Origin of the sequence: Cognatazoarcus halotolerans, assembly GCF_009800965.1 — a bacterium.
Taxonomy (GTDB): domain Bacteria; phylum Pseudomonadota; class Gammaproteobacteria; order Burkholderiales; family Rhodocyclaceae; genus Cognatazoarcus; species Cognatazoarcus halotolerans.
Genome location: NZ_WUAF01000005.1, coordinates 144,826 through 167,937 on the forward strand (window position 1 = coordinate 144,826; position 23,112 = coordinate 167,937).

The following is a 23,112-nucleotide window of genomic DNA, read 5'->3' on the forward strand; positions in this document are numbered from 1 at the left end:
ATGGCTCACTTGTCCGCGCCCCAACTCATCCTCGACGCCGGCAGCATCGACTTTCGTCTGCTCAATGCTTACCAGCGCGATTTTCCATTGACCGCACGTCCGTATGCCGAGATTGGACGGCGTGAAGGGTGCTCGTCGGCGGCGGTCATCGAGCGGTTGGAGCGCCTTCGGGGCCAAGGTGCGGTCAGCCGCATCGGCGCGGTATTCGCGCCGCGCCGGATAGGCGCCAGCACGCTGGCCGCGCTGGCTGTTCCGGCGGGGCGTCTCGAGCAGGTTGCGGAACTGGTGAATGCGCGCAGCGAGGTGAATCACAACTATCTGCGTGAGAACGAATGGAACATGTGGTTCGTGGCGAGTGCGGCGAACGAGACTGCGCTCGCGCGATTGCTCGCCGAGCTCTCGAGTCGGACCGATTGTCCATTCATCTCGTTGCCACTGCTCGAAGAGTTTCACATCGATCTAGGCTTCGATCTGCAGGATGGCAGCAAGGCCGACTCCACCCATCGCAATGTGGAAGCCGAACGCGCGATCGTACTCAGCAGGGCGGAGCAGGACCTGGTTGCGGCGCTGGCACCCGGTTTGCCCCTTGTCGAGCGACCTTTCGAGCAGGTCGGTGAACGATGCGGCCAGTCTGCGGATGAGGTCCTCGCGCGAATCGACGGCTGGCTCGCCAGCGGCCTCATCAAGCGCATGGGCGTGGTGGTACGTCATCATGAGCTCGGGTACCGTGCGAATGCGATGTGCGTGTGGGATGTACCGGACGATGTGGTGTCCGAGCTCGGTCGGGCGCTTGCGGCGGCGGATGGTGTAACGCTCTGCTATCGGCGCAAGCGGTCATTACCCGAATGGCCTTTCAATCTGTTCTGCATGATCCACGGGCGCTCTCGCGATGAAGTCGAAGTCCGCATCGGCCAACTGTCGCGCAGATACGGACTCGATCGATATGCCCACACCTGCCTTTTCTCGACTCGGCGCTTCAAGCAGTGCGGCGCGCGATACGCGAGCGGATCGAACGCATGAGCAAGGAACGTCAGGCACCGGTTGAGCTCGATGAACTTGACCGGCGCATCATCAACGCACTGCAGGGCGAGTTTCCGCTTTGCGAAGAGCCTTATCGGGAAGTTGCGGCAAGCCTTGCCGTGGACGAGGCGACCTTGCTCGCAAGACTGTCGCACATGCTCGAGCAACGTGTCCTGACCCGCTTCGGGCCGATGTTCCAGATCGAGCGGATGGGCGGACGCTTCGTCCTCGCCGCGCTGGCGGTGCCGGATGATCGTTTCGAAGAGGTTGCCGCGTTGGTTAACGGCTTTGCCGAAGTGGCGCACAACTATCGACGCGAACACCGGCTCAACATGTGGTTCGTGCTTGCCACCGAACGCCCGGAGGATATGGAGCGGGTATGCAGGGAGATCGAGATGGTGACGGGATTGCCGGTGTTCGCGTTTCCGAAGGAGAAGGAATACTTTGTCGAGATGAGGTTGCGGGCATGACCGATCACGCGGATGCAGCACTTCTGGATGAACTGGACAGGCGCCTAGTGCTCGCAACGCAGAAGGGTCTCCCACTGGTGTCCCGGCCTTACGAATTGCTGGCGACCCAACTCGGAATATCTTCGGAGCTGGTCAGAGCCAGGCTTGCCTCGATGCTGAGCCGCGGCGCGATTCGACGCATCGGTGCGGTGCCCAACCATTACGCGATCGGCTACACCGCAAACGGTATGTCGGTGTGGGATGTAGACGATGCGCGAATCGACGTACTGGGTGAAAAGGTGGGCGCCCTGAGTTTCGTTACCCACTGCTACCGTCGCCCGCGACATCTTCCCGACTGGCGGTATAACCTATTCGCGATGGTTCATGGCAGCGATCGCGCGACGGTGCTGGAGCAGGTCGAGAAGATTCGCGACATGCTGGGCGACAGCTGCAGCGGTCACGATGTGTTGTTTTCAACACGGATTCTCAAGAAAACCGGTCTGCGGATACGCGAATGAGCGGTTGTCGCCAGAACCTTCAGGGATGTCGTTCTGCCGGCAGTTCGAAGTGATCGTGAATTGCCTCGACCTCGTCCCGACAGCGGAGCAGGGCGTCGACGCATTGAGGGTCCAGGCGCGTCCCGGACATTCGCGAGACTTCGGCAAGTGCGTCCCGCATCGGCCAGGCTTTCTTGTAGCTGCGCGTGCAGCACAGCGCGTCGAGAACGTCCGCAGCCGCGACGATCCTGGCTTCGAGCGGAATTGAGGCGGCGCCCAAGCCGTTCGGGTAGCCGCTGCCGTCTAGATACTCGTGATGATGTGCAACGATGTTGCGCAGCAGGGCGAGTTGGGGCAAGCGGCCGAGGCCAAAGTCACGGATCATGCGGTCGACCATGTCGACGCCAAGTGCCACATGGCCGTCCATGATCCGTCTTTCCCCATCCGAGAGCTTCCCCGGTTTGAGCAGTATGCAGTCAGGAATGCCGACCTTGCCGACATCGTGCAGCGGCGCGAACAGGAAGACGTGTTCGACGAAGTCGTTGTCGAAGCCGTTCGGGCCGGCGATCTCCCGGGCGATCAAACGTGCATAGTGCGACATGCGGTCAAGGTGCGCACCGGTTTCGATATCGCGAAGATGTGCAAGATTGCGAGCGAGCCGTAAGCCGCCGACCATCATCTGCACGGAGGTCAGTTCCTGAGAAACGATCGTCGCAAGCAGGTGCGCATAGATACCCAGATCCTCGACGGTTCGTGTGTCGAATACATCCGGGGTGCGCGAATCGAAGAGCAGCAGACCGAGTAATTTGTCGTCGACGGTGACCGGATGGGCCAGACTGGACCGATAGCCTGCCCAGAGCCGCGATGCCTCGTGATCGACCGCCCCGATCGCGGGCGCGTCCAGAAGATGCGTCTTTCCATCGTCCGCCAGCGCCGCGAGTGCTCGGAGATCCGCGACCGGATAGCCTGCGCCGAGCGATTGCAGTTTGGCGTGGTCAGGGTCGATGAGCGTCGTCAGTCTGCCGCTGTCCGGATCGTGCAGCGCAAGCGCGATACGATCGACGAAGCCATGTCGCCTGCGTACCTGGGTACGCAGCTCGGCGAGCCTGGTCGAGAGGGACGCAAGGTGTAGCGTGCCGGCCTGACGTGATACGGTGTCGGCCAAAGCGTTCCAGTGGGTGTCTGCCGGTAGACGAGGTGCGTCCAAGGTGTTTCTTCGGTGTGATGCTGCGAGGCCGCATCATCGCCCGGATCGACCAGCTGTGCCAAGGGTTCTTCACCCTTGACGGTCATCAATGCGGGGGCTGACGGTGCCGCACAGAATGCCCCCAACCCAGAAGGCAGTGAGCGAGGTTCAAGGTGTTCCGTATATCCCAGTACATGCAGGAAATTGCCAATCCGACGCCGCTAGGGCCGTCGCGCAAGCCGCCCGGACCGGTGGTCATCTGGAATCTGATCCGTCGCTGCAATCTGACCTGCAAGCATTGCTATTCGATCTCCGCCGACAAGGATTTTGCCGGCGAACTCACGACCAGCGAAGTGTTCTCGGTCATGGATGATCTGAAGCAGTTTCGCGTGCCGGTACTGATCCTTTCCGGCGGCGAGCCACTCCTGCGACCCGACATCTTCGAGATTGCCAAGCGCGCGAAACAGCAGGGTTTCTATGTCGGCCTGTCGAGCAACGGTACCTTGATCACGCGCGAGAACATCGACCGCATCGCCGAAGTGGACTTCAACTACGTGGGCATCAGTCTCGACGGAATCCGTGAAACCCACGATCGCTTCCGGCGCATGGAAGGTGCTTTCGAGAAATCGCTCGAGGGGATGCGGCTGTGTCGCGAGCTCGGTCTCAAGATCGGTGCCCGGTTCACCATGACCCAGGAGAATGCCCACGATCTTCCGGCTCTGCTCAGGCTGGTGGAGGACGAAGGCATCGACCGTTTCTATTTTTCGCACCTCAACTACGCCGGGCGCGGCAACAAGAACCGCAAGACAGATGCGCGTCATCAGCTTACCCGCGACGCCATGGATCTGCTCTTCGATACCTGCTGGGACTATCAGCAGCGCGGGCTCCACAAGGAATTTACGACGGGAAACAACGATGCTGACGGTGTCTATTTCCTGTTCTGGGTCCGGCGTCGCTTTCCCGAACTGGCAGACCACATAGCGGCCAAGCTGGCACAGTGGGGTGGTAACTCGAGCGGTGTGAACGTCGCGAATATCGACAACCTCGGGAATGTGCACCCCGATACGATGTGGTGGCACCACAACCTCGGTAACGTACGGGAGCGGCGTTTCTCCGAAATCTGGCAGGATCGCAGTGATCCCTTGATGGACGGTCTCAAGCGGCACCCGCGTAGTGTCGGCGGCCGCTGCGGAGAGTGTCGTTATTTCGCGATCTGCAACGGCAACACGCGGGTTCGCGCGCAGCAGCTTACCGGTGATCCTTGGCAGGAAGATCCGGGTTGCTACCTTCACGACGATGAAATCGGAGCAAGCGGTGCGGTAGCGAGGATCGAAGTCACCCCGTGGATTCGTGTCCAACGGAGTGCCTGATGATGCGACCGAATGATCGTTCAAGCAGGGAGTTCCAGCGGGTTCTGCTGCATTGCCTGGTGCTGATTATGCTTGTCGGCCTCGCTTCGTTTGCCAGTGCAACCGAAGCACCGGCGCTGTTCCAGCAGCACTGCGCGACTTGCCATGGCGCCAATCGTGTCGGTGCCATGGGGCCGGCCTTGCTGCCGGAGAGCCTTTCGCGGCTGCGCAAGGCCGAGGCCAGACAGGTGATTGCCGAAGGGCGAGAAGCGACGCAGATGCCATCGTTCTCAGGGGTTCTTGCTGCGGCTGAGATAGATGCGCTGGCGGACTGGATCTATACGCCGGTGCGGCCGGCGCCGTCCTGGACTATTGACGATATCCGCGCTTCACGGATAGAGCAGCATGCCCCCGGCACGTTGCCCGATAAACCCGTTTTTGATGCAGATCCGATGAATCTCTTTCTGGTCGTCGAGGCGGGCGATCATCATGTGAGCGTCCTCGACGGCGATCGCATGGAGCGGATTCATCGCTTTCCGTCGCGCTTTGCCTTGCACGGCGGGCCCAAGTTTTCGCCGGACGGGCGTTATGTGTTCTTCGGCTCGCGGGACGGCTGGGTGACCAAGTACGACCTCTGGAATCTTGAGGTGGTCAGTGAGGTCAGGGCGGGCATCAATACGCGCAACGTGGCGGTTTCGTCGGATGGCAAAGTCGTGGCGGTGGCGAATTACCTTCCGCAGACGCTCGTGTTGTTTGACGCCGATCTGCAGCTCATCAAGGTAATCTCAGCCACCAACCTGAAAGGCGATGTGCCGTCCCGGGTCTCGGCAGTCTACGATGCTGCTCCGCGCAAGAGTTTCGTCGCGGCGATGAAGGATATTCCGGAGATCTGGGAGATTTCGTACGACAAGGACGCAAAACCCATCTTCGATGGTTATGTGCATGACTACAAGATGGGAGAGGGAATCGCCCAGGAGGGCTATCTCAATCCGCGCCGCACCGTACTCGAGGCGCCGCTCGACGACTTCTTCTTCAACCAGAAGTACGACACCGTGATGGGAGCGTCGCGGGAGGGCAAAGGGCAGGTCGTGAATCTCGACGTCCGCCGCAAGATCGCGGATCTGGACATCCCCGGCATGCCGCATCTCGGTTCGGGGATCACCTGGGACTGGCACGGTCACCGCGTTCTGGGTACGCCGAATCTCCGCGAGGGTGTCATCAGCATCATTGATCTCGAAACCTGGAAGACGATCAAGACGATTCCCACGCTCGGTCCGGGCTTCTTCATGCGCAGCCACGAGGACAGCCCCTACGCGTGGACCGATTCGATGATGAGTCCGACCGGCAAGGACACACTGCAGGTGATCGACAAGCAGACGCTCGAGGTCGTCGCCCGGCTGCGGCCCGAGCCGGGCAAGACGTTGGCGCACGTCGAGTTCGATCGCTACGGCCGGTATGCGATTGCGAGTCTGTGGGAAAAGGATGGTGCGCTGATTTTCTACGATGCAAAAACACTGAAGGAAATCAAGCGGCTCCCGGCATCGAAACCGGTTGGCAAGTACAACCTCTACAACAAGATCAATCGCTCGGAAGGGACCAGCCACTGAGCCCGTGGTCGTTGCGTGTCGAGTTCATCGCTTTTTTGGGCTGCTCTTCGACTTCGCGGCCGCTTTCTGCTTCTGTGGAGATTTAACCCTGGCTTTCGGTTTTGCTCCACTCGAAGCCTTGCGGTTGCCTGCCTTGGTGGATTTTCCGGCATGCGCATCGCGGGCTCTGGCGGATGCCTTGGTCGACGGTTTGACCGTCGTATAGATGACCTTCTTGCGGCCGTGCTTGTCCCGCACGACAACACGTTTCTTGATGACCGGCGCCGGGGCGGCCGCCGTACTGGACAAGGCCGTATCGGGCAACAGGCGCGCTGCAGCGAGTGCCCCGTCGGGATCGCCCGCGACGGGCACGAGGACGGCCTGACCCTCGACCAGCCTGGCACCCGCCGGCAGTCCGTTGACTTCGCGCAGCTGGCCAGAGCTCAGGCCAAATCGTTCGGCAACCCGTTCGACGGTATCACTTGCCTCGACGTGGTAGGTGCGCCATTTTGCTGCGTCGTCGGCCTGCATCGCGAGGTTGCTGCGGAATACATCGGCCTTTTCCGCAGGAAGCACCAGCGGCTGTGTGCCGGCAGGGATTACCGGGCGCTTGTAGCCCGGATTGAGTGCGACGAATTCGTCGAGCGGTGTTTCCGCAAGCTTCGCTGCAGTTGCAAGATCGAGCCCCGCAGGACCTTCCACTGTAGCGAAGTAGGGGCGGTTGGCGACGTAGGGGAGTGTGACGTTGAAGAGTTCGGGTTGGGCGACGATGTTCTTGAGTGCCTGAAGCTTGGGGACATAGTTGCGCGTTTCGGCCGGCATTTGCAGATAGGCGTATTCGGTCGGCAAACCGGCTGCACGGTTCTTTTCGATTGCCCGTGCAACCGAGCCTTCACCCCAGTTGTACGAAGCCAGTGCGAGCTGCCAATCACCATGCATTTCGTAGATTGTCTGCAGGTAGTCCAGGGCTGCTGCAGTCGACGCGACGACATCGCGCCGTTCATCGACCCACCAGTTCTGCTCCAGATTGAAATGCTTGCCGGTCGACGGGATGAATTGCCAGAGTCCCGACGCATGTGCGCGGGAGTAGGCCATTGGATTGAAGGCACTTTCCACCATCGGCAAGAGGGCGAGCTCGGTCGGCATGCCACGGCGCTCGAGCTCGTTCACGATATGGAAGAGATACCGGCGCCCTCGTTCGAAAACCCGCTTCAGATAGGCCGGGCGGTTCAGGTAAAAGACTTGTTGTTCAGTGACCAGTTCCGAGTTCAAATCCGGCATGCCGAAGCCACGGCGAATACGGTCCCACACATCGATGGCATCGTATGTGAGGTCTACCGTCGCGATTCGCGAAGGAGGGTTGGGCAGATCGAGCTGAGCGGGGGACGGAACCGTCAGACCCGCTCCGCTCTCGAACGAGGCGTTCAATCCCTCGGCGCGGACGGGGTGCGCGACCAATCCTGGAAGCAGCAGCCCGATCACGAGATAGAACAGTTTCCGCCAAGGCTGCGTTACAGACATTTATTCACGCCGACTTAAACCACGGATTCTATCGATGGCTCTGCAGACCGGTCAAACGACTGCAGTTTGTAGAGCACGTCGGTTTCCCCATGGCGGCGAAATTCGCGACTTGTCCGACGCAAGTGCGGACTTCGTGCCAAATATGCCGACAGTTTGGGTTACTCTCCCGAACTGCCGAATCAAGGGCCTGTGCGCCCCCGCATACATCCGGAACCATGAAAGCGCTCGTAATCGAAGACACCGTCACCAGTGCCACGCTTGTATGCCACCAATTGCGCAAGATGGGTCTGGAGCCAACGCACGCCAAGGACGGCAGCCTTGGCATTGAGGCCTTCAAGGCCAGCCGGCCGGATCTCATCCTCCTTGACATCATCATGCCGGGCATGGATGGATTCGAAGTGGCCCGACGCATTCGTCAGCTCGAGCGCGACGGCGAATGGACGCCGATCATTTTCTTGACTGCTCGCACGTCGGACGAGGATCTGCAAAGAGGTATCGAAGTCGGTGGTGATGATTACCTGGCAAAGCCGGTCTCCGAGGCTGTTCTCGGTGCAAAGGTGAGGGCAATGCAGCGTATTGCGCAGATGCGCTATTCGTTGCTGGTCCTTACCCGCAAGCTTGACGATGCCAATAGCGAGTTGCGGCGGTTGTCCTCGGTGGATGGTTTGACCGGTATCGCCAACCGTCGCGAATTCGACGAAACCCTCCTGCGCGAATGGCGGAGGGGAATTCGCTCCGGTCGTCCGCTCAGTCTTCTGGTTGCAGATGTCGATTACTTCAAGCAGTTCAATGATGGCTACGGTCACCAAGTGGGCGATGAGTGTCTCAAGGCTGTGGCGCGAAGCATGCAGAGTGAACTCAAGCGGCCCTCGGATCTGCTCGCACGCTTTGGGGGCGAGGAGTTTGTGGTCGTATTGCCGGAAACCGATATCCAGGGTGCGGCTGCAGTTTCGGAAAGCATGCGCAGGGCGGTGGAGGCAATGGGAATCACTCATCGGCATGCACCGGTACCGGGTGTCGTGACCGTCAGCGTCGGTGTCGCGAGCCTCGTTCCCGATCGCGAACGTCGCCCCGAAGCGTTGATCGAGGCTGCCGACAAGGCACTCTACGAAGCAAAAAGGGGTGGAAGAAACCGGGTGACGATCAAGATGCCCGGAATTGGATCAGCGCCCCTTCCCTCCAAAGCTGACTAGAAGTGGTTTTTCCACTCCCTGAGCACCGCGAAGACGGCGGCTGGTTCCGGCAGGGGCCGGCCAGCCTGCTTGATGGCGGAATTGCGGACGCCCGGCTCGTCGCAACGGAGAAACGGGTTGATGTCGAGTTCCCGTCCGATGGTGCTGGGAAGCGTTGGTTTCCCATCTGCGCGTAGGCGCTCGCATTCGGCCAAGAAAGCATCGCGCAGGGGGTTGTCCGGTTCGGCTGCTGCCGCGAAGCGCAGATTCGACAGCGTATATTCGTGCGTGCAGTACACCCGTGTTTCGGTCGGAAGTGCGGCGAGCCGTTGGAGAGAGGCATTGAGTTGATCTGGCGTGCCTTCGAAGATCCGTCCGCAGCCTGCGCAGAAAAGAGTGTCGCCACAGAACAGGTGGTCGCGAGTGTAGTAGGCGATGTGACCGCGTGTATGGCCGGGAACGTCGATTATTTCGAACTCCAGCCCAATCTCCGGCACGCTGATGCGATCGTGGTCGTCGAGCGGAAAATTGACACCGGGGATGGCTTCGCGGCGCGGACCATACACCGGGAGTTCGCGGCCTGAGACGAGGGTATCGAGGCCGCCGACGTGATCGGCGTGATGGTGAGTGACAAGTATGGCGGCCAGCTCGAGTCGGTTACGCTCGAGGTAGTCCAGGACCGGTGCCGCATCGCCCGGGTCGACGACAACTGCGTGGCGACCTTCACGAATGAGCCAGATGTAGTTATCGGAAAAGGCGGGAAGGGGGATAATCTGCATCCTTGGAATTCTCGACGATCTGAGTTTGATGTCAATGCCCGGGATCGAAGCGTGGCTGCAAAGTCCATCAGGCCGGTACCTGTTTGAGTGGGAATGTGCCCGGATGGACCTCGTTGTTTCCGACATCTTCGGATTCAACGCGGTGCAGGTCGGGCTGTCGGATTTTGATTTTCTGCGTAACAACCGGATGCCATCGCGCATCCGTTGCGATCTGCCCGGCTCGGCGAACGTCGGTCTCTTCTGTGACGCATGGGCGCTACCGTTCGCGACGGCAAGTATCGACCTTGTGGTGTTACCGCATGTGCTGGAGTTCTCGCCGCACCCGCACCAGGTCCTCCGTGAAGTGGAACGGGTGTTGATGCCCGAAGGCAGTGTCGTCGTGTCCGGTTTGAATCCTTTCAGCTTGTGGGGTCTGCGCAGGTACGCGGCCAGAAAGGGCGGCGACCTGCCGTGGAAGGGCCAATATCTGTCGGTCAGGCGGCTCAAGGATTGGCTCGCGCTGCTCGGAATGGAAATACAGGCGGGGGTTTTCGGTTGCCACGCGCCGCCGATGAAGGATGAAAAATGGTTGCGCCGCTTTGCTTTCGTGGACAGGGCAGGGGCACGCTGGTGGCCCTTTGCCGGCGGTGCTTACGTGATTCAGGCAGTAAAACGGGTGCAGGGAATGCGGCTCATCACCCCGAACTGGCGGGACCGGCGCGCCACGGCGAAGGCCTTGTCACCGGTTGTACAGAAACATCATAAGGAAAGTGGAAAGCGTGAGTGAGCAGCAAAGTGTGGATATCTATACCGACGGGGCGTGCAGCGGAAACCCCGGGCCGGGCGGATGGGGTGCGATCCTGCGTTCAGGCGGTCAAGAGAAGGAAATCTGGGGTGGGGAACCTTCTACCACCAACAACCGCATGGAAATGATGGCCGTCATCAAGGCGTTGTCGCTGCTCAAGAGACCGGTGCGGGTGCGGGTGTTCACCGATAGCCAGTATGTGCAGAAAGGCATTTCGGAGTGGATCAAGGGCTGGAAGGCGCGCGGCTGGATGACTGCCGGCAAGACGCCGGTCAAGAACGCCGATCTCTGGAAGGCGCTCGACAACGTAGTGCAGTCGCACCAGATCGAATGGCTCTGGGTCAAGGGACATGCCGGTCATCCCGAGAACGAGCGTGCCGACGAGCTGGCGCGCCGCGGCGTTGATGCGGCCCGCAGCGCCGGAAAGACTGTGGAGGCCTGAAGAATATGTCGGAGATGCGACAGATCGTGCTCGATACCGAGACCACCGGGCTCGAATGGCGAACGGGAGACCGGGTCATCGAGATTGGCTGTGTCGAATTGCTCAATCGCGGCCTCACCGGGCGGCATTACCACGTCTTCATCAACCCTGAGCGTGAGGTCGATCCGGGCGCCATGGCGGTGCACGGCATCACCAACGAGTTTCTCGCCGACAAGCCGCGTTTTCGCGAGGTGGCCGACGAGTTCGAGGATTTCGTGCGCGGGGCCGAACTGGTGATCCACAACGCGAACTTCGACGTCGGCTTTCTCAACAATGAACTTTCGTTGATCGGGCGTCAGCCGATCAGCGTGCTCTGCGAAGGTGTCATCGATACCCTGCGCATGGCCAAGGAGCAGAACCCCGGCAAGAAAGCATCGCTCGATGCGCTGTGCGACCGTTACGAGATCAACAACAAGCACCGTACCCTGCACGGTGCCTTGCTCGACGCCGAACTGCTTGCGGACGTCTACCTGGCAATGACCCGTGGTCAGGAGAGCCTCATGATGGCACTCGACGACGAGCCGGTAGAGGCAGGCGACGAGGGCGAGGGCTCCGAGTTCGTCGAGCGGCCGGCGCTGCGCGTCATTCGTGCAAGTGAAGCGGAGCTGGCCGGGCACGCCGACGTGCTCGAGGAGATCGCGAAGGCATCGAAGGGAAACTGCCTGTGGTTGCCACCGGAGCCCGCCGAAGCCCGGTGAGGCCTCAGCGTGCGAGACGATGGGCGATTTCCTCGGCGATGGCAAGCGAGGCGGTGAGCCCCGGTGATTCGATACCGAGCAGGTTGATCCAGCCTTCAATGCCATGGACCTCGGGGCCGTCGATGCGAAAGTCCGCTGCGGCCTCGCCCGGGCCGCTTATCTTCGGTCTGACGCCCGCGTAGCCGGGTGAGAGGCGTCCCTCAGGCAGCTCCGGCCAGTAGCGACGGATGGAGGTCTCGAAGGCGGCGATGCGTGCTTCGCTTACCTGATAGCCCGGCTCTGTGACCCATTCGACGTCGGGACCGAAGCGTGCCTGGCCGGCGAGATCGAGGGTCAGGTGAACGCCAAGTCCGCCGGGTTCAGGCAGCGGGTAGACCAGGTGCGAAAATGGCGCCCGGCCCTGGAGAACGAAGTAACTGCCCTTCGCGAAATATGCGCGAGGCAGCGCCGAAGCCGGAAAACCACGCATGCGCCCGGCAAGTGCCACCGCACCCAGCCCCGCTGCATTGATCACTGTCCTCGCCCTGATTGCGCAAGGCTCCGCCCCGCCCAGTTCCAGGTGCAGGAGTGCGCCTTCGATGCTGCCGCCGATCACCGGCGTTCGCAGGGCCAGGAGGGCGCCGGCCGCTTCGGCATCGGCGAGCAACGCGAGCATCAGGCCATGACTGTCGACGATGCCGGTCGACGGCGAATGCAGCGCCGCTACACCGCGAAGCGCGGGTTCGAGCGTGGCAAGCGCTTCGGCGTCGAGCTGTTCGAGCACGTCGAGCCCGCAGCTTCGAGCATTGCCCTCGATCGCGCGAAGCTGCGCCGCCTCGGCGAGGCTGCTGGCGATGATGAGCTTGCCGCAACGACTGTGCGGCACCGCACGCGCCGAGCAGTATCGGTAGAGCAGTTCCTTGCCGCGCAGGCACAGGCGGGCCTTGAGTGAGCCAGGCGGGTAATAGAGTCCGGCGTGGATGACTTCGCTGTTGCGACTGCTGACGCCCTCGCCGAAGCGGTCCGCCTCTTCGAGGATCAGCACTTCGCGGCCTTGATCGGCCAACTGTGCAGCGCATGCGAGTCCCACGACGCCGGCGCCGATCACCACGCAATCGACGGTTTCCGTGCTCATAGCATCAATACGTTCCGATTCAGTGTGCCTGCCTGTTCCACCCGTGAAAGCGTGCTGTGCAGATCGAGACCGGTGCGCTCGCACAGATCGGCAGCACGCTGGCGCAGGATCTCGAGGCTGAGCTCGATGGATTCGCCTTTGGCGGCGAATGCGACCACGTTGCCGCTGTCGCACGATGGAAAGGCGAGCGCACGGCCTTCGAATGCTTTCGAGATGCGCTCGAAACTGGCGTCGAAACCGCGGCTACGACCGAACAGATTGACACTCAAAAGCCCCCGCGCACTTAGACGTGACCAGCATGCCTGGTAGAAGGGCAGGGTGTCGAGCGGGCCCGCGCGAGCATGTTCGTCGTAGCCGTCGAGCAGGATGAGGTCAAAGTTGCGTGTGCCCTCGACGATGTAGTCGGTCGCATCGGCAATCACGATCCGCAGGCGTTCGTCTTCCGCCGGGAGTCGGAAGAACTGGCTCGCCGCAGCGAGCACCTTGGGGTCGATTTCGACCACTACGCTTCGGCTCTTCGGCAGATTGCGGTGCACGAACTTGGTCAGCGATCCGGCACCCAAGCCGACGAGCAGGACTGATCGCGGCCAGGTTTCGCTGTCGTGAAAGAGCAGGGCCGACATCATTTCGCGCGTGTAGGCGAGTTCCAGCGCATAGGGTTGGCGGATCCGCATGGCGCCCTGTACCCATTCCGAGCCGAAGTGCAGGTAACGGACCCCGGACTTTTCACTGATGTCGATGCTGCTCATGGAAAGATGGTCCGCAAGGCGTTCGGGGCGTAGGCATGTGCCTTGAAGCCCAGTGCCGGAGCGTGGGCATCGCCGGCCCCATTGCCGACCGATACCTGCACCCAGCCGATGAAGGGGTGGCCGTAGCTTTCGATGCGGGTCAGGCGGCCGAGGCGTGAAGAGGGGCGGGGCGTCGATGGCGGCAGATCGATGCGTTGGGCGTGAGTGTCGCCGTGAACCAGCACGGTGCGCCCATCGAAGCGGCCGGATTCCGCATCGAGCTGTCGCAGGAAACGCGTGTAGCCGTTTTCGACGTCACCGTCGCGAAATGCTTCGAGCCGCGGATTGCCGTGGATGAAGACGAAGACGACACCGAGCCGCTCTGCGCGCGCCTGCTCGAAGGCCTGAGCCAGCCAGGCCTGGTTTGCCTCTGCACGTGCGCGGTATGCGGCGCCAGCTGCAGTCCCCCTGGAGTGTAGGCGGTCGTTGTCACCGCCGATGATGTGCAGCGTCACGAACAGCGCCGGTCCGAGCCGCCAGCGTTGGTTTTCGACAAAGTCGCCAAAGCCCGCGTTGCTCTGGCGCGCCAGCGGGAGCGGTTCGGACCCAAGCGAAGTCGACGTGGCGAAGAAAAGCTTGCGCAGATGTTCGAGGCGCTCCAGCGGCCGGTAAGCGCCGGCTGCCTTGCGGCGGCAGTCGGCCCAGTCGTTGTCGCCCGGCAGATATATGAGCGGAAGCGGTGAAGCCGCGAGCAGATCGAAGGCGTTGCCGAGGGCCTGATCTGTACAGGGCGCGCTGCCTTGCTTGATGTCACCTACATGAACGACGAATCGATTGCCGGCCTCGTGGATCTCGTCGAGTAGCCCGGGAAGGTGTTCACGCTCGAATGCGTCGTAGGGGAGATCGCCGATGATCGCGAAATCGTACGGCTCGGTCTGGGCTGCAGCGGCGGGCGCAAGCGCAAGCGCAGCCAGCAGCCCGAGGAGTCGGCGGCGCTTCATCCCTGGAGACGTTTTAGCGCGTAGAGCTGTTCGAGCGCTTCTCGCGGGCTCAGGGCATCCGGATCGATCGCGCGCAGCGCCGATACCGCGGGATGCGGTGGAAGCTCGGTCTCTTCCTCGGGCAGCCCGACGAAGAAGTCGGCCTGAGGGCCAGCATTCACTTCGCGGTCCTCGAGCGCGCGTAAGCGGCGCTTGGCGTCGCGCACGACGTTCGCGGGGATGCCAGCGAGCGCCGCCACCTCGATGCCGTAGCTCTGGCTTGCCGGCCCGTCTTCGACCGCGTGCAGGAAAACGATTCGATGACCGTGCTCGACCGCATCGAGATGCACGTTCGCGCACTCCGGGTAGTCCACGTTCAAGCGCGTGAGCTCGAAGTAGTGGGTGGCGAAGAGGGTGTGACAGCGATTTTTCTCGAGAAGCTGCCTCGCGATCGCGAAGGCCAGTGCAAGGCCGTCGAAGGTGGACGTGCCGCGACCGATTTCGTCCATCAGTACCAGACTGTCCGGCGTCGCACCATGCAGGATGGCCGCGGCCTCGGTCATCTCGACCATGAAAGTCGAACGGCCCGAGGCGAGATCGTCGGAAGCGCCGATGCGGGTGAATATGGCATCCATTGGTCCCATCCGGGCGGCGTCGGCGGGCACGAAGCTGCCGGCGTGCGCGAGCAGTGCGATCAGCGCAATTTGCCGCATAAAGGTCGATTTCCCGCCCATGTTCGGGCCGGTGATCAGCAGCATGCGGCGGGTCGGTCCGAGGATGCAATCGTTGGCGATGAAGTCCTCGACCTGCCGTTCGACCACCGGGTGTCGCCCACGGAGGATCTCCATGCCCGGCTGGTCCGAGAAACTCGGTTGGCAATAGTTGAAGCGCAGGGCGACGTCGGCCAGCGCTGCGAGTGCATCGAGTTGGGCGAGCGCGCGGGCGACGCTTTGCAGCGTCGGGATATGTTCGCCAAGGCGCTCCAGCAGCACTTCGAAGAGGAGCTTTTCGCGTGCCAGCGAGCGCTCCTGCGCCGACAAGGCCTTGTCTTCAAAGGCCTTGAGTTCGGGGGTGATATAACGCTCTGCGTTCTTGAGGGTCTGCCGCCGGCGGTAATCGTCCGGCACGCGCGCGCTGTTGGCGATGCTGACCTCGATATAGAAGCCATGCACCTTGTTGAACTCGACCTTGAGATTGGCGATGCCGCTGCGCTCGCGTTCGCGGGTCTCGAGCTCGAGCAGGAAGGCACCGCAGTTGCGCTGGATGCCACGGAGCTCGTCGAGCTCCACATCGAAGCCATCGGCAATCACACCCCCATCACGCACCGCGTTGGCGGGCTCTTCGGCCACTGCGGCGACGAGCAGCTCGATGAGCTCGTCAGGCACCTCGAGCGCGCCGAGCAGTTCCACGAGCAGCGGACTGGCCGGCGCATCGACGAGGGCGCGGAGTTCGGGCAGCCGTATGAGGCTGTCACGCAAGGCCGAGAGGTCGCGCGGTCGCGCGTTGCGCAGCGCCACGCGGGCACTGATGCGCTCGACGTCGGCAATGCCTCGCATGGCGCGCTGTAGCGATTCGCCCGCACCGTCACCGGCGGCGCCGATGAGTTCGGCGATCACGCCATGGCGGGCCGCGGCTGCCTGTCGGTCACGCAGCGGATGATGCAGTGCATGCCGCAGCCAGCGCGAACCCATGCTGGTCGCACAACGGTCGAGCAGTGAGAAGAGGGTGGGCGAGGGCTCTCCACGCAGCGTCTCCGAGAGCTCGAGGTTGCGGCGGGTGGCGGCATCGAGCCTGACGAACTGTTCCTCTCGCTCGACCCGGATCGAGGTGATGTGAGCGAGGCTCTGGCGCTGGGTGGAGCTGGCGTAGTCGTAGAGTGCGGCGGCGGCCGAGAGCGCAACCGGCATGCCCTCGACACCGAACCCGGCGAGATCGCGAGTGGAGAGGTGGCTGGTGAGGAGCTTCTCTCCGTTGTCCGCGTCGAACTGCCAGTCCGCCAGGCGTCGTGCGCCGCGGGCGAGTTGGTCGAGCAGTGGCACCTTGAGGCTTTCGGGCAGGAGCACCTCGGCCGGGCGCAGTCGCTCGAACTGGCTGGCGAGCTGCTCCGGCTGGGTTTCCATCAGGCGCAGGTCACCGTTGGCAAGATTGAGCCAGGCAAGACCCAGCACGCCACGATGCAGATTGGCGGCGAGCAGCAGCGCGTCGCGTCGCTCATCGAGGAGCGCGCTGTCGGTCAGGGTTCCCGGCGTGACGATGCGACTGACTGCTCGCTCGACAGGCCCCTTGCTCGTTGCCGGATCGCCGACCTGCTCCGCAATCACCACCGACTCGCCCATTTTCACGAGACGCGCGAGATACTGCTCGACCGCATGGAAAGGCACGCCGGCCATCTTGATCGGCTGACCGGCGGACTGCCCTCGCGTGGTGAGGGTGATGTCGAGCAGGCGCGCAGCGCGCTCGGCGTCCTCGAAGAACAGCTCGTAGAAATCGCCCATCCTGTAGAACAGCAGCAGGTCGGGATAGTCGGCCTTGATGCCCAGATACTGCTGCATCATGGGCGTGTGCTTTTCAAGTTCGTGCGCGGCGAGACTCATCGGCTGCTGGGTTCTTGGGGACAGCCTTGCTGCCCGGGTTTCAAGCCGATCAGGCCGGGATGCTCGCGGGGAGGTGGCTGCGGATGACCGGCAGGACCTGAGTGAAGATCTTGGGTGTGCCCGCGACGAGGTTTCCGGTGGTGAGGAAGTCGGATTCGCCGGCAAGATCGGATACCAGTCCGCCTGCCTCGGTGACCAGCAGCGTTCCGGCCGCGATATCCCACGGTGCGAGACCCAGCTCCCAGAAGGCGTCATACCGTCCGGCGGCGAGATAGGCCAGATCGAGCGCGGCCGAACCGGGACGGCGAATGCCTGCGGTCTTCTGGGTCAACTCGCGGAACATGCCGATGTAGGCTTCGACGTTGTCCATCTGGCGGAACGGGAAGCCAGTGCCAAGCAACGCCTCGTTGAGACGGGTGCGGCGCGAAACGCGGATGCGTCGGTCGTTGAGGAAGGCGCCGCGGCCCTTGCTGGCGGTGAACAGCTCGTTTCGGACGACGTCATAGACTACCGCCTGCTCGACGACACCGCCCTTTGCGAGGGCGATCGAAACCGCGTACTGGGGAAACCCATGAATGAAGTTGGTGGTACCGTCGAGCGGGTCGATGATCCATTGATACTCGCTCTCCGGGCCGGTTTCGCCGCTCTCTTCTGCTAGAATCCCGTGCCCCGGATAGGCTTCCCGCAGTACCTCGCAGATTGCCGCTTCCGCAGCCCGGTCTACCTCGGTGACAAAATCGTTGGGGCTCTTGGTCTCGACCCTGATGAGATCGAGTTCGAGCGACGCCCGGTTGATGATGTTGGCGGCCCGGCGAGCGGCCTTGATGGCGATATTGAGCGTCGGATGCATTGATTTCGATCTCGGATAGGGGCAGTACGGACGACTGCCCGAAGAATACGTAGAACTCGGCATTTTAATATGAACAAGGCGCCAACGCTCGACCGAATAAGGATCGTCCTGTCACGCACCAGCCATCCGGGCAATATCGGCGCCGCCGCGCGGGCGATGAAGACCATGGGACTCGGGCAGTTGGTGCTCGTCGATCCACGACATTTTCCAGATCCGGTGGCCGATGCGCGTGCTTCTGGCGCGGGCGATGTTCTCGAGCGGGCGGTCGTCGTAGGTTCGTTGCGCGAAGCGCTGTCGGGGACAATCTTTGCGGCAGCGCTGACGGCGCGTCGACGCGAACTCGCGCTCCCCATGGCGACCGCGAGGGATGCTGCGGACGTGGTCGCCTCGTATGCTCAGCATGGCGACGTGGCGCTGGTTTTCGGCAATGAAACGAGTGGTCTGTCAAACGACGATGTCGCGCTTTGTCAGATGCCGGTCATGATTCCGACGAATCCTGAATATTCGTCCCTCAATCTCGCAGCGGCTGTGCAGATCCTGTGCTACGAGCTGCGCATGCGGTGTGAATCGGGACAGCGGATCGACGCTCCGGAGGCACTGCCCGCAAGCTTTGAAGAAGTCGAGCGCTTTCACGAGCATCTCGAGACCGTCATGGCCAGTACGGGTTTCTTCGATCCGCAAAATCCGAAGCGTCTGCTACAGCGCGTTCGACGACTTTTCGGACGAATCCGACTGGAGAAGGAAGAGGTCGGCATCCTGCGGGGTTTCCTCTCGGCAGTGGAGCAAAAACCTGATTAAAATAGTCGGAATTGCCTGGTGATGTGGCCCAGGGCAGAGACCGATTCTTCGGAGAAAAGATGTTCGACCGCCTGCGTGAAGACATGGCAAGTGTTCTCGAGCGTGATCCTGCTGCGCGTTCCTCGCTTGAGGTGTTGACCTGCTACCCCGGGGTGCATGCCCTGCTGATTCATCGACTGGCGCACTGCGCCTGGCGGAATGGCTTTCACTGGCTTGGCCGGTTTCTGAGCCATCTCGGCCGATTCCTTACCGGTATCGAAATTCATCCCGGAGCAACGATCGGCAGACGTGTATTCATAGATCATGGAATGGGCGTCGTGATCGGAGAAACCGCCGAAATCGGGGACGACTGCACGATTTATCAGGGCGTAACGCTTGGCGGGACTTCGCTTTACCGGGGAACCAAACGCCATCCAACGCTTGGGAAAGGGGTGGTCATCGGTGCCGGGGCACAGGTGCTCGGCGGCTTTGAGGTCGGCGATGGCGCCAAGGTCGGATCGAATGCCGTAGTGGTGAAACCTGTCCCGGCCGGGGCCACTGCGGTGGGAAATCCGGCGAGGATCCTTGAGAGCGGCCGCGATGATGCACGCCAGCAAAAAGCCGAGCAGATGGGCTTTTCCGCCTACGGTGTTACGCGCGATAACGACGATCCGCTGGCCAAGACCTTGCATGCGCTGCTCGATCATGCCGTCGATACTGACAACCGCCTTGAAATTCTTGTTAATCGTCTGGAGGCGGCGGGGATCAAGATCGAAGAGATACCTCACGAAGATGCAAAGTTCGATCCGCAGAAGCTCAGCAAGTTGGTTGATTGAATAGTTGATCGTTTTTGTCGGGTTCTGTATAGTTGAGCGAATTGATAGGGTATTCGACGGGGGCCCAGATGCGATTGACGACCAAGGGACGATTTGCGGTTACCGCGATGATCGATCTTGCAATGCATGCAGGCGATGGTCCGGTGACATTGGCTGGAATCGCTGAACGGCAACACATTTCGCTATCCTATCTGGAGCAGCTCTTCGGAAAGCTGCGCCGGCATGAACTGGTGTCGAGCGTACGTGGGCCGGGGGGCGGATACTGTCTTGCCAAGCCTCTCCAGGAGGTCACCGTGGCGGACATAATCGTTGCGGTCGACGAACCTCTTGATGCAACCCAATGCGGTGGCAAGCAGAATTGCCATGACAAGCATCGTTGCATGACGCACGATCTGTGGACCAATCTCAACAACAAGATGTATGAGTATCTGCACTCCGTGAGTTTGGGCGATCTGGTGAAGCAGCAGGAACAGAAAAGCGACGAGCACGTGGTGATCGATCGCAGGGGCTCGATGGTGGTGGGCGACGGGCGGCCAGCCGTAACTGCCTGACGGAACGGGTTCGATGTTTGCGCCGGTTTATCTCGACAATAATGCGACCACGCGGCCTGATCCGCTGGTGATCGAGGCCATGCTACCGTTCCTTAATGAGCGGTTCGGCAATGCATCAAGCCGACACGAGTATGGGCGACTGTCGCGTCAGGCGATAGACGAGGCACGACAGCGTGTTGCCGAGGCGGTCAACGCGCATCCTACCGAGGTCGTATTTACTGGCGGCGGATCGGAAGCGAACAATCTCTTCGTCAAGGGGGCCGCGGCGGCAAGGCGGCCGGGATTGGTCGGAATCAGTGCCATCGAGCATCCCTGCGTGCGTGCGCCTGCCGTGCAGTTGCGTAGGCTGGGTTGGGAGGTCAGGGTGCTGGATGTCGATTCGGAGGGAGTGCTGGACGTGGCATCGTTCGAGCGCTGCGTCGCTGATCGGCCCGCCTTCGCGTCAGTGATGCTGGCAAACAACGAAAGTGGCGTGATACAGCAGGTGGCTGCGCTTGCGCCGCTGCTCAGGCGAGCGGGGGCGTGGCTGCACACCGACGCGGTTCAGGCCTTCGGCAAGATTGGCGTTGATTTCAGGGCCCTCGGGGTCAATGCAATGACGCTCTCGTCGCACAAGATTCACGGTCCGATCGGCGCGGGAGCGCTGATCGTCGACAAGCGGGTGGAACTCGAGCCGCTGATTGCCGGTGGGGGGCAGGAGCGTGGCCTGCGCTCGGGGACGGAAAACGTGGCCGCCATCGTGGGCTTCGGGCGTGCCTGTGAACTCGCAGTTCAAAGAATGTCGGATGACGCCCGGCGTATTTCGATGTTGCGGACGAGGCTCGAGGCTGGCCTCGCCGGCTGCGGAGTGAGGTTTTTCTCGGCGGGTGCTGAGCGGCTCCCGGGTACCAGTTTCTTTTCGGTTCCGGGAATCGACGGTGAGACTCTTGTCGGCAAGCTTGATCGCGCAGGTTTCGCGGTGGCGAGCGGATCGGCCTGCTCGAGTGCGAATCCGGAACCATCGCGGACGCTCGTCGCAATAGGTGTCGATGAAAGAACCGCACGCAGTGCGATACGGGTGAGTATCGGACGCGCCAATACCGAACAAGAGGTTGATGACTTTCTGACCGCGTTTGGCCGTATCGTCGATCAACTGGGAAAGCTTGCGGCCGTATCGGCCTGACGATCGAATCGAACGAAGAATTAGCGACGGAGAATGCAGATGTTGAAGTTCCCGATTTATCTTGACTACTCGGCGACGACTCCGGTCGATCCGCGCGTGGCAGAAAAGATGATCCCCTACCTGTGCGAGCATTTCGGAAACCCCGCCTCGCGCAGCCACGCGTACGGCTGGGAGGCGGAGAAGGCGGTGGAAGAGGCGCGGGCCGAAGTGGCTGCGCTCGTGAATGCCGACCCGAAGGAAATCATCTGGACTTCGGGGGCAACCGAATCGAACAATCTGGCGATCAAGGGTGCAGCCCATTTTTACAAGGGCAAGGGCAAGCACGTGATTACCCTCAAGACCGAGCACAAGGCGGTTCTGGACACTGTACGCGAGCTTGAACGGCAGGGTTTCGATGCCACCTACCTTGATGTGAAGGAGGACGGACTGGTCGACCTTGATGCTCTGAAAGCCGCGATTCGGCCAGATACGGTTGTCGTTTCGATCATGTTTGTGAATAACGAAATTGGCGTGATTCAGCCGATATCCGAGATCGGTGAGATCTGCCGTGAGCGCGGCGTTGTCTTTCACGTCGACGCAGCCCAGGCAACCGGCAAGGTGGAGATCGATCTGCAGAAGCTGAAAGTTGATTTGATGTCTTTTTCGGCCCACAAGACATATGGCCCCAAGGGGATTGGTGCACTTTACGTCCGCCGGAAACCGCGTGTGCGGCTCGAGGCGCAGATGCATGGCGGCGGCCACGAACGTGGTCTGCGTTCCGGAACACTGGCAACTCACCAGATCGTCGGCATGGGGGAGGCCTTCCGTCTTGCGCGTGAAGAAATGGCTGCCGAGAACGAGCGGGTTCGCCAACTGCGGGACCGCCTCGCCGACGGCTTCAAGGATATGGAGGCGGTGTATGTGAATGGCGACGTTGAGCGGCGTGTGCCCCACAACCTCAACATTTCCTTCGCCTACGTCGAGGGCGAGTCCCTGATCATGGCAATCAAGGATGTGGCTGTATCGTCTGGTTCGGCATGTACTTCGGCTTCGCTTGAGCCATCCTATGTGCTGCGCGCCTTGGGGCGAAATGACGAGCTCGCGCACAGCTCCATCCGTTTCTCGATCGGGCGGTTTACTACCGAGGAAGAAATCGACTACACAATTGATCTGCTGCGCCGGAAAATCGACAAGCTGCGCGAGCTTTCGCCGCTTTGGGAAATGGTTCAGGAAGGCGTTGATCTGAATACGGTGCAGTGGGCTGCCCACTGATTTCGAGCAGGAGAAGAAAATGGCTTATAGCGAAAAGGTCTTGGACCACTACGAGAATCCCCGCAACGTGGGCGGTTTCGGCAAGGAAGAAGAAGGCGTGGGTACGGGCATGGTTGGCGCGCCTGCCTGTGGGGACGTCATGAAGCTGCAGATCAAGGTCGGCAAGGACGGCGTCATCGAAGACGCCAAATTCAAGACCTACGGGTGTGGTTCCGCCATCGCATCGAGCTCGCTGGTGACCGAATGGGTCAAGGGCAAGACGGTTGACCAGGCCCTGGATATCAAGAATACCCAGATTGCCGAAGAGCTTGCGCTTCCGCCGGTGAAGATCCATTGCTCCATCCTTGCGGAAGACGCGATCAAGGCGGCAGTAGCCGACTACAAGAAGAAGCACACGGATTAAAGGATAGGACGATGGCTGTCACTCTCAGCGAGCGTGCTGCAAAGCACGTGTCGAATTTCATCAGCAAGCGCGGCAAGGGCGTGGGCATCCGCCTTGGCGTAAGGACCTCGGGATGCTCCGGCATGGCCTACAAGCTCGAGTTTGCAGACGAAGCACTGGACGAGGATCTGGTGTTCGAGAGTCATGGCGTGAAGGTGCTCGTCGACCCCAAGAGTCTGCCTTACCTTGATGGTACCGAGCTCGATTTCGTGCGCGAAGGTTTGAACGAGGGTTTCCAGTTCAACAACCCGAACGTGAAGGATGCTTGCGGCTGCGGCGAAAGCTTCAACGTCTGAGAATGGTTC

Annotated in this window: 24 protein-coding genes; 16 read left to right on the forward strand and 8 right to left on the reverse strand. The window is 61.3% G+C overall.

All coding sequences use genetic code 11. From position 1 onward, the window contains the following. From ahbB (GQB03_RS08490) to ahbB (GQB03_RS08500), 3 genes are read left to right on the forward strand one after another with little or no spacing between them, the layout of a single operon-like run. Positions 1 to 1,020 carry a siroheme decarboxylase subunit beta gene (ahbB, locus tag GQB03_RS08490; RefSeq protein WP_159687417.1) on the forward strand — a complete coding sequence of 340 codons (1,020 nt, stop codon included), beginning with the start codon at positions 1 to 3 and terminating at the stop codon, positions 1,018 to 1,020. Beyond that, entirely contained in the window at positions 1,017 to 1,490 is a 474-nt protein-coding gene (locus GQB03_RS08495) for an Lrp/AsnC family transcriptional regulator (RefSeq protein ID WP_159687420.1), read from the forward strand. The genes ahbB (GQB03_RS08490) and GQB03_RS08495 overlap by 4 nt, the downstream gene beginning before the upstream one ends. Beyond that, positions 1,487 to 1,987, forward strand: coding sequence for a siroheme decarboxylase subunit beta (ahbB, locus tag GQB03_RS08500; RefSeq protein ID WP_159687422.1), 501 nt, complete (start codon positions 1,487 to 1,489; stop codon positions 1,985 to 1,987). Before GQB03_RS08495 ends, ahbB (GQB03_RS08500) begins: the two co-directional genes overlap by 4 nt. Positions 1,988 to 2,006: 19 nt before the next feature. Here ahbB (GQB03_RS08500) and GQB03_RS08505 read toward each other — a convergent pair whose 3' ends face one another. Beyond that, complete coding sequence (locus GQB03_RS08505; RefSeq protein WP_235026990.1) at positions 2,007 to 3,173, reverse strand: HD-GYP domain-containing protein; 1,167 nt, start codon at positions 3,171 to 3,173, stop codon at positions 2,007 to 2,009. A 152-nt stretch (positions 3,174 to 3,325) separates the two neighbouring features. Here GQB03_RS08505 and nirJ point away from each other — a divergent pair, with 152 nt between their 5' ends. Continuing rightward, positions 3,326 to 4,522: a heme d1 biosynthesis radical SAM protein NirJ gene (gene nirJ / locus GQB03_RS08510; protein WP_159687425.1), complete on the forward strand. Its 1,197-nt coding sequence runs from the start codon at positions 3,326 to 3,328 to the stop codon at positions 4,520 to 4,522. Positions 4,523 to 4,524: 2 nt separating this feature from the next. Further along, positions 4,525 to 6,108 carry a cytochrome D1 domain-containing protein gene (locus tag GQB03_RS08515; protein ID WP_407644534.1) on the forward strand — a complete coding sequence of 528 codons (1,584 nt, stop codon included), beginning with the start codon at positions 4,525 to 4,527 and terminating at the stop codon, positions 6,106 to 6,108. Positions 6,109 to 6,132: 24 nt separating this feature from the next. On the opposite strand, the gene GQB03_RS08520 is transcribed toward GQB03_RS08515, so the two are convergent. Beyond that, positions 6,133 to 7,608, reverse strand: a complete 1,476-nt coding sequence (locus tag GQB03_RS08520; protein ID WP_159687428.1) for a transglycosylase SLT domain-containing protein — start codon at positions 7,606 to 7,608, stop codon at positions 6,133 to 6,135. Between the two features lie 215 nt (positions 7,609 to 7,823). Between GQB03_RS08520 and GQB03_RS08525 the strand changes: the two genes are divergently transcribed. Continuing rightward, positions 7,824 to 8,801 (forward strand): GGDEF domain-containing response regulator, encoded by a 978-nt coding sequence (locus GQB03_RS08525; protein ID WP_159687430.1) that lies wholly within the window; start codon positions 7,824 to 7,826, stop codon positions 8,799 to 8,801. On the opposite strand, the gene gloB is transcribed toward GQB03_RS08525, so the two are convergent. After that, a complete protein-coding gene (gloB, locus tag GQB03_RS08530; RefSeq protein ID WP_159687433.1) occupies positions 8,798 to 9,559 on the reverse strand; it encodes a hydroxyacylglutathione hydrolase in 762 nt (253 codons plus the stop codon). The genes GQB03_RS08525 and gloB overlap by 4 nt on opposite strands. Positions 9,560 to 9,587: 28 nt before the next feature. Here gloB and GQB03_RS08535 point away from each other — a divergent pair, with 28 nt between their 5' ends. Genes GQB03_RS08535 through dnaQ form a run of 3 tightly spaced genes read left to right on the forward strand, consistent with a single transcriptional unit; the run spans position 9,588 to position 11,522 of the window. Then, entirely contained in the window at positions 9,588 to 10,325 is a 738-nt protein-coding gene (locus tag GQB03_RS08535) for a class I SAM-dependent methyltransferase (RefSeq protein ID WP_159687435.1), read from the forward strand. Continuing rightward, the gene (rnhA, locus tag GQB03_RS08540; protein ID WP_200832155.1) at positions 10,318 to 10,785 is read left to right on the forward strand and encodes a ribonuclease HI; all 468 of its coding nucleotides are present in this window, start codon (positions 10,318 to 10,320) and stop codon (positions 10,783 to 10,785) included. The genes GQB03_RS08535 and rnhA overlap by 8 nt, the downstream gene beginning before the upstream one ends. Before the next feature lie 14 nt (positions 10,786 to 10,799). Further along, positions 10,800 to 11,522 carry a DNA polymerase III subunit epsilon gene (gene dnaQ, locus GQB03_RS08545; protein ID WP_159687750.1) on the forward strand — a complete coding sequence of 241 codons (723 nt, stop codon included), beginning with the start codon at positions 10,800 to 10,802 and terminating at the stop codon, positions 11,520 to 11,522. 4 nt (positions 11,523 to 11,526) lie between these two features. On the opposite strand, the gene GQB03_RS08550 is transcribed toward dnaQ, so the two are convergent. Genes GQB03_RS08550 through GQB03_RS08570 form a run of 5 tightly spaced genes read right to left on the reverse strand, consistent with a single transcriptional unit; the run spans position 11,527 to position 17,788 of the window. Next, entirely contained in the window at positions 11,527 to 12,636 is a 1,110-nt protein-coding gene (locus tag GQB03_RS08550; protein WP_159687438.1) for an NAD(P)/FAD-dependent oxidoreductase, read from the reverse strand. Then, positions 12,633 to 13,385 carry a fused MFS/spermidine synthase gene (locus GQB03_RS08555; protein WP_159687441.1) on the reverse strand — a complete coding sequence of 251 codons (753 nt, stop codon included), beginning with the start codon at positions 13,383 to 13,385 and terminating at the stop codon, positions 12,633 to 12,635. The genes GQB03_RS08550 and GQB03_RS08555 overlap by 4 nt, the downstream gene beginning before the upstream one ends. After that, positions 13,382 to 14,365 carry a metallophosphoesterase gene (locus tag GQB03_RS08560; protein WP_159687443.1) on the reverse strand — a complete coding sequence of 328 codons (984 nt, stop codon included), beginning with the start codon at positions 14,363 to 14,365 and terminating at the stop codon, positions 13,382 to 13,384. Before GQB03_RS08560 ends, GQB03_RS08555 begins: the two co-directional genes overlap by 4 nt. Beyond that, positions 14,362 to 16,938, reverse strand: coding sequence for a DNA mismatch repair protein MutS (gene mutS / locus GQB03_RS08565; protein WP_235026991.1), 2,577 nt, complete (start codon positions 16,936 to 16,938; stop codon positions 14,362 to 14,364). The genes GQB03_RS08560 and mutS overlap by 4 nt, the downstream gene beginning before the upstream one ends. Before the next feature lie 49 nt (positions 16,939 to 16,987). Then, a complete protein-coding gene (locus tag GQB03_RS08570) occupies positions 16,988 to 17,788 on the reverse strand; it encodes an inositol monophosphatase family protein (protein WP_159687450.1) in 801 nt (266 codons plus the stop codon). 69 nt (positions 17,789 to 17,857) lie between these two features. Here GQB03_RS08570 and GQB03_RS08575 point away from each other — a divergent pair, with 69 nt between their 5' ends. The 7 genes from GQB03_RS08575 to iscA all read left to right on the forward strand — a co-directional run bounded on the left by GQB03_RS08575 (position 17,858) and on the right by iscA (position 23,103). Beyond that, positions 17,858 to 18,586, forward strand: a complete 729-nt coding sequence (locus GQB03_RS08575; RefSeq protein ID WP_159687455.1) for an RNA methyltransferase — start codon at positions 17,858 to 17,860, stop codon at positions 18,584 to 18,586. Between the two features lie 59 nt (positions 18,587 to 18,645). Next, on the forward strand, positions 18,646 to 19,401 hold the full coding sequence (gene cysE, locus GQB03_RS08580) for a serine O-acetyltransferase (RefSeq protein WP_159687460.1): 756 nt from the start codon (positions 18,646 to 18,648) through the stop codon (positions 19,399 to 19,401). Between the two features lie 68 nt (positions 19,402 to 19,469). After that, complete coding sequence (gene iscR / locus GQB03_RS08585; RefSeq protein ID WP_159687463.1) at positions 19,470 to 19,952, forward strand: Fe-S cluster assembly transcriptional regulator IscR; 483 nt, start codon at positions 19,470 to 19,472, stop codon at positions 19,950 to 19,952. A 13-nt stretch (positions 19,953 to 19,965) separates the two neighbouring features. Then, complete coding sequence (locus GQB03_RS08590) at positions 19,966 to 21,114, forward strand: cysteine desulfurase family protein (RefSeq protein WP_159687466.1); 1,149 nt, start codon at positions 19,966 to 19,968, stop codon at positions 21,112 to 21,114. Positions 21,115 to 21,153: 39 nt separating this feature from the next. Next, complete coding sequence (locus GQB03_RS08595; protein WP_159687468.1) at positions 21,154 to 22,365, forward strand: IscS subfamily cysteine desulfurase; 1,212 nt, start codon at positions 21,154 to 21,156, stop codon at positions 22,363 to 22,365. A gap of 19 nt (positions 22,366 to 22,384) precedes the next feature. Next, positions 22,385 to 22,768: a Fe-S cluster assembly scaffold IscU gene (gene iscU, locus GQB03_RS08600; protein ID WP_159687471.1), complete on the forward strand. Its 384-nt coding sequence runs from the start codon at positions 22,385 to 22,387 to the stop codon at positions 22,766 to 22,768. Positions 22,769 to 22,779: 11 nt separating this feature from the next. Then, complete coding sequence (gene iscA, locus GQB03_RS08605; RefSeq protein ID WP_159687472.1) at positions 22,780 to 23,103, forward strand: iron-sulfur cluster assembly protein IscA; 324 nt, start codon at positions 22,780 to 22,782, stop codon at positions 23,101 to 23,103. Positions 23,104 to 23,112: the final 9 nt, after the last annotated feature.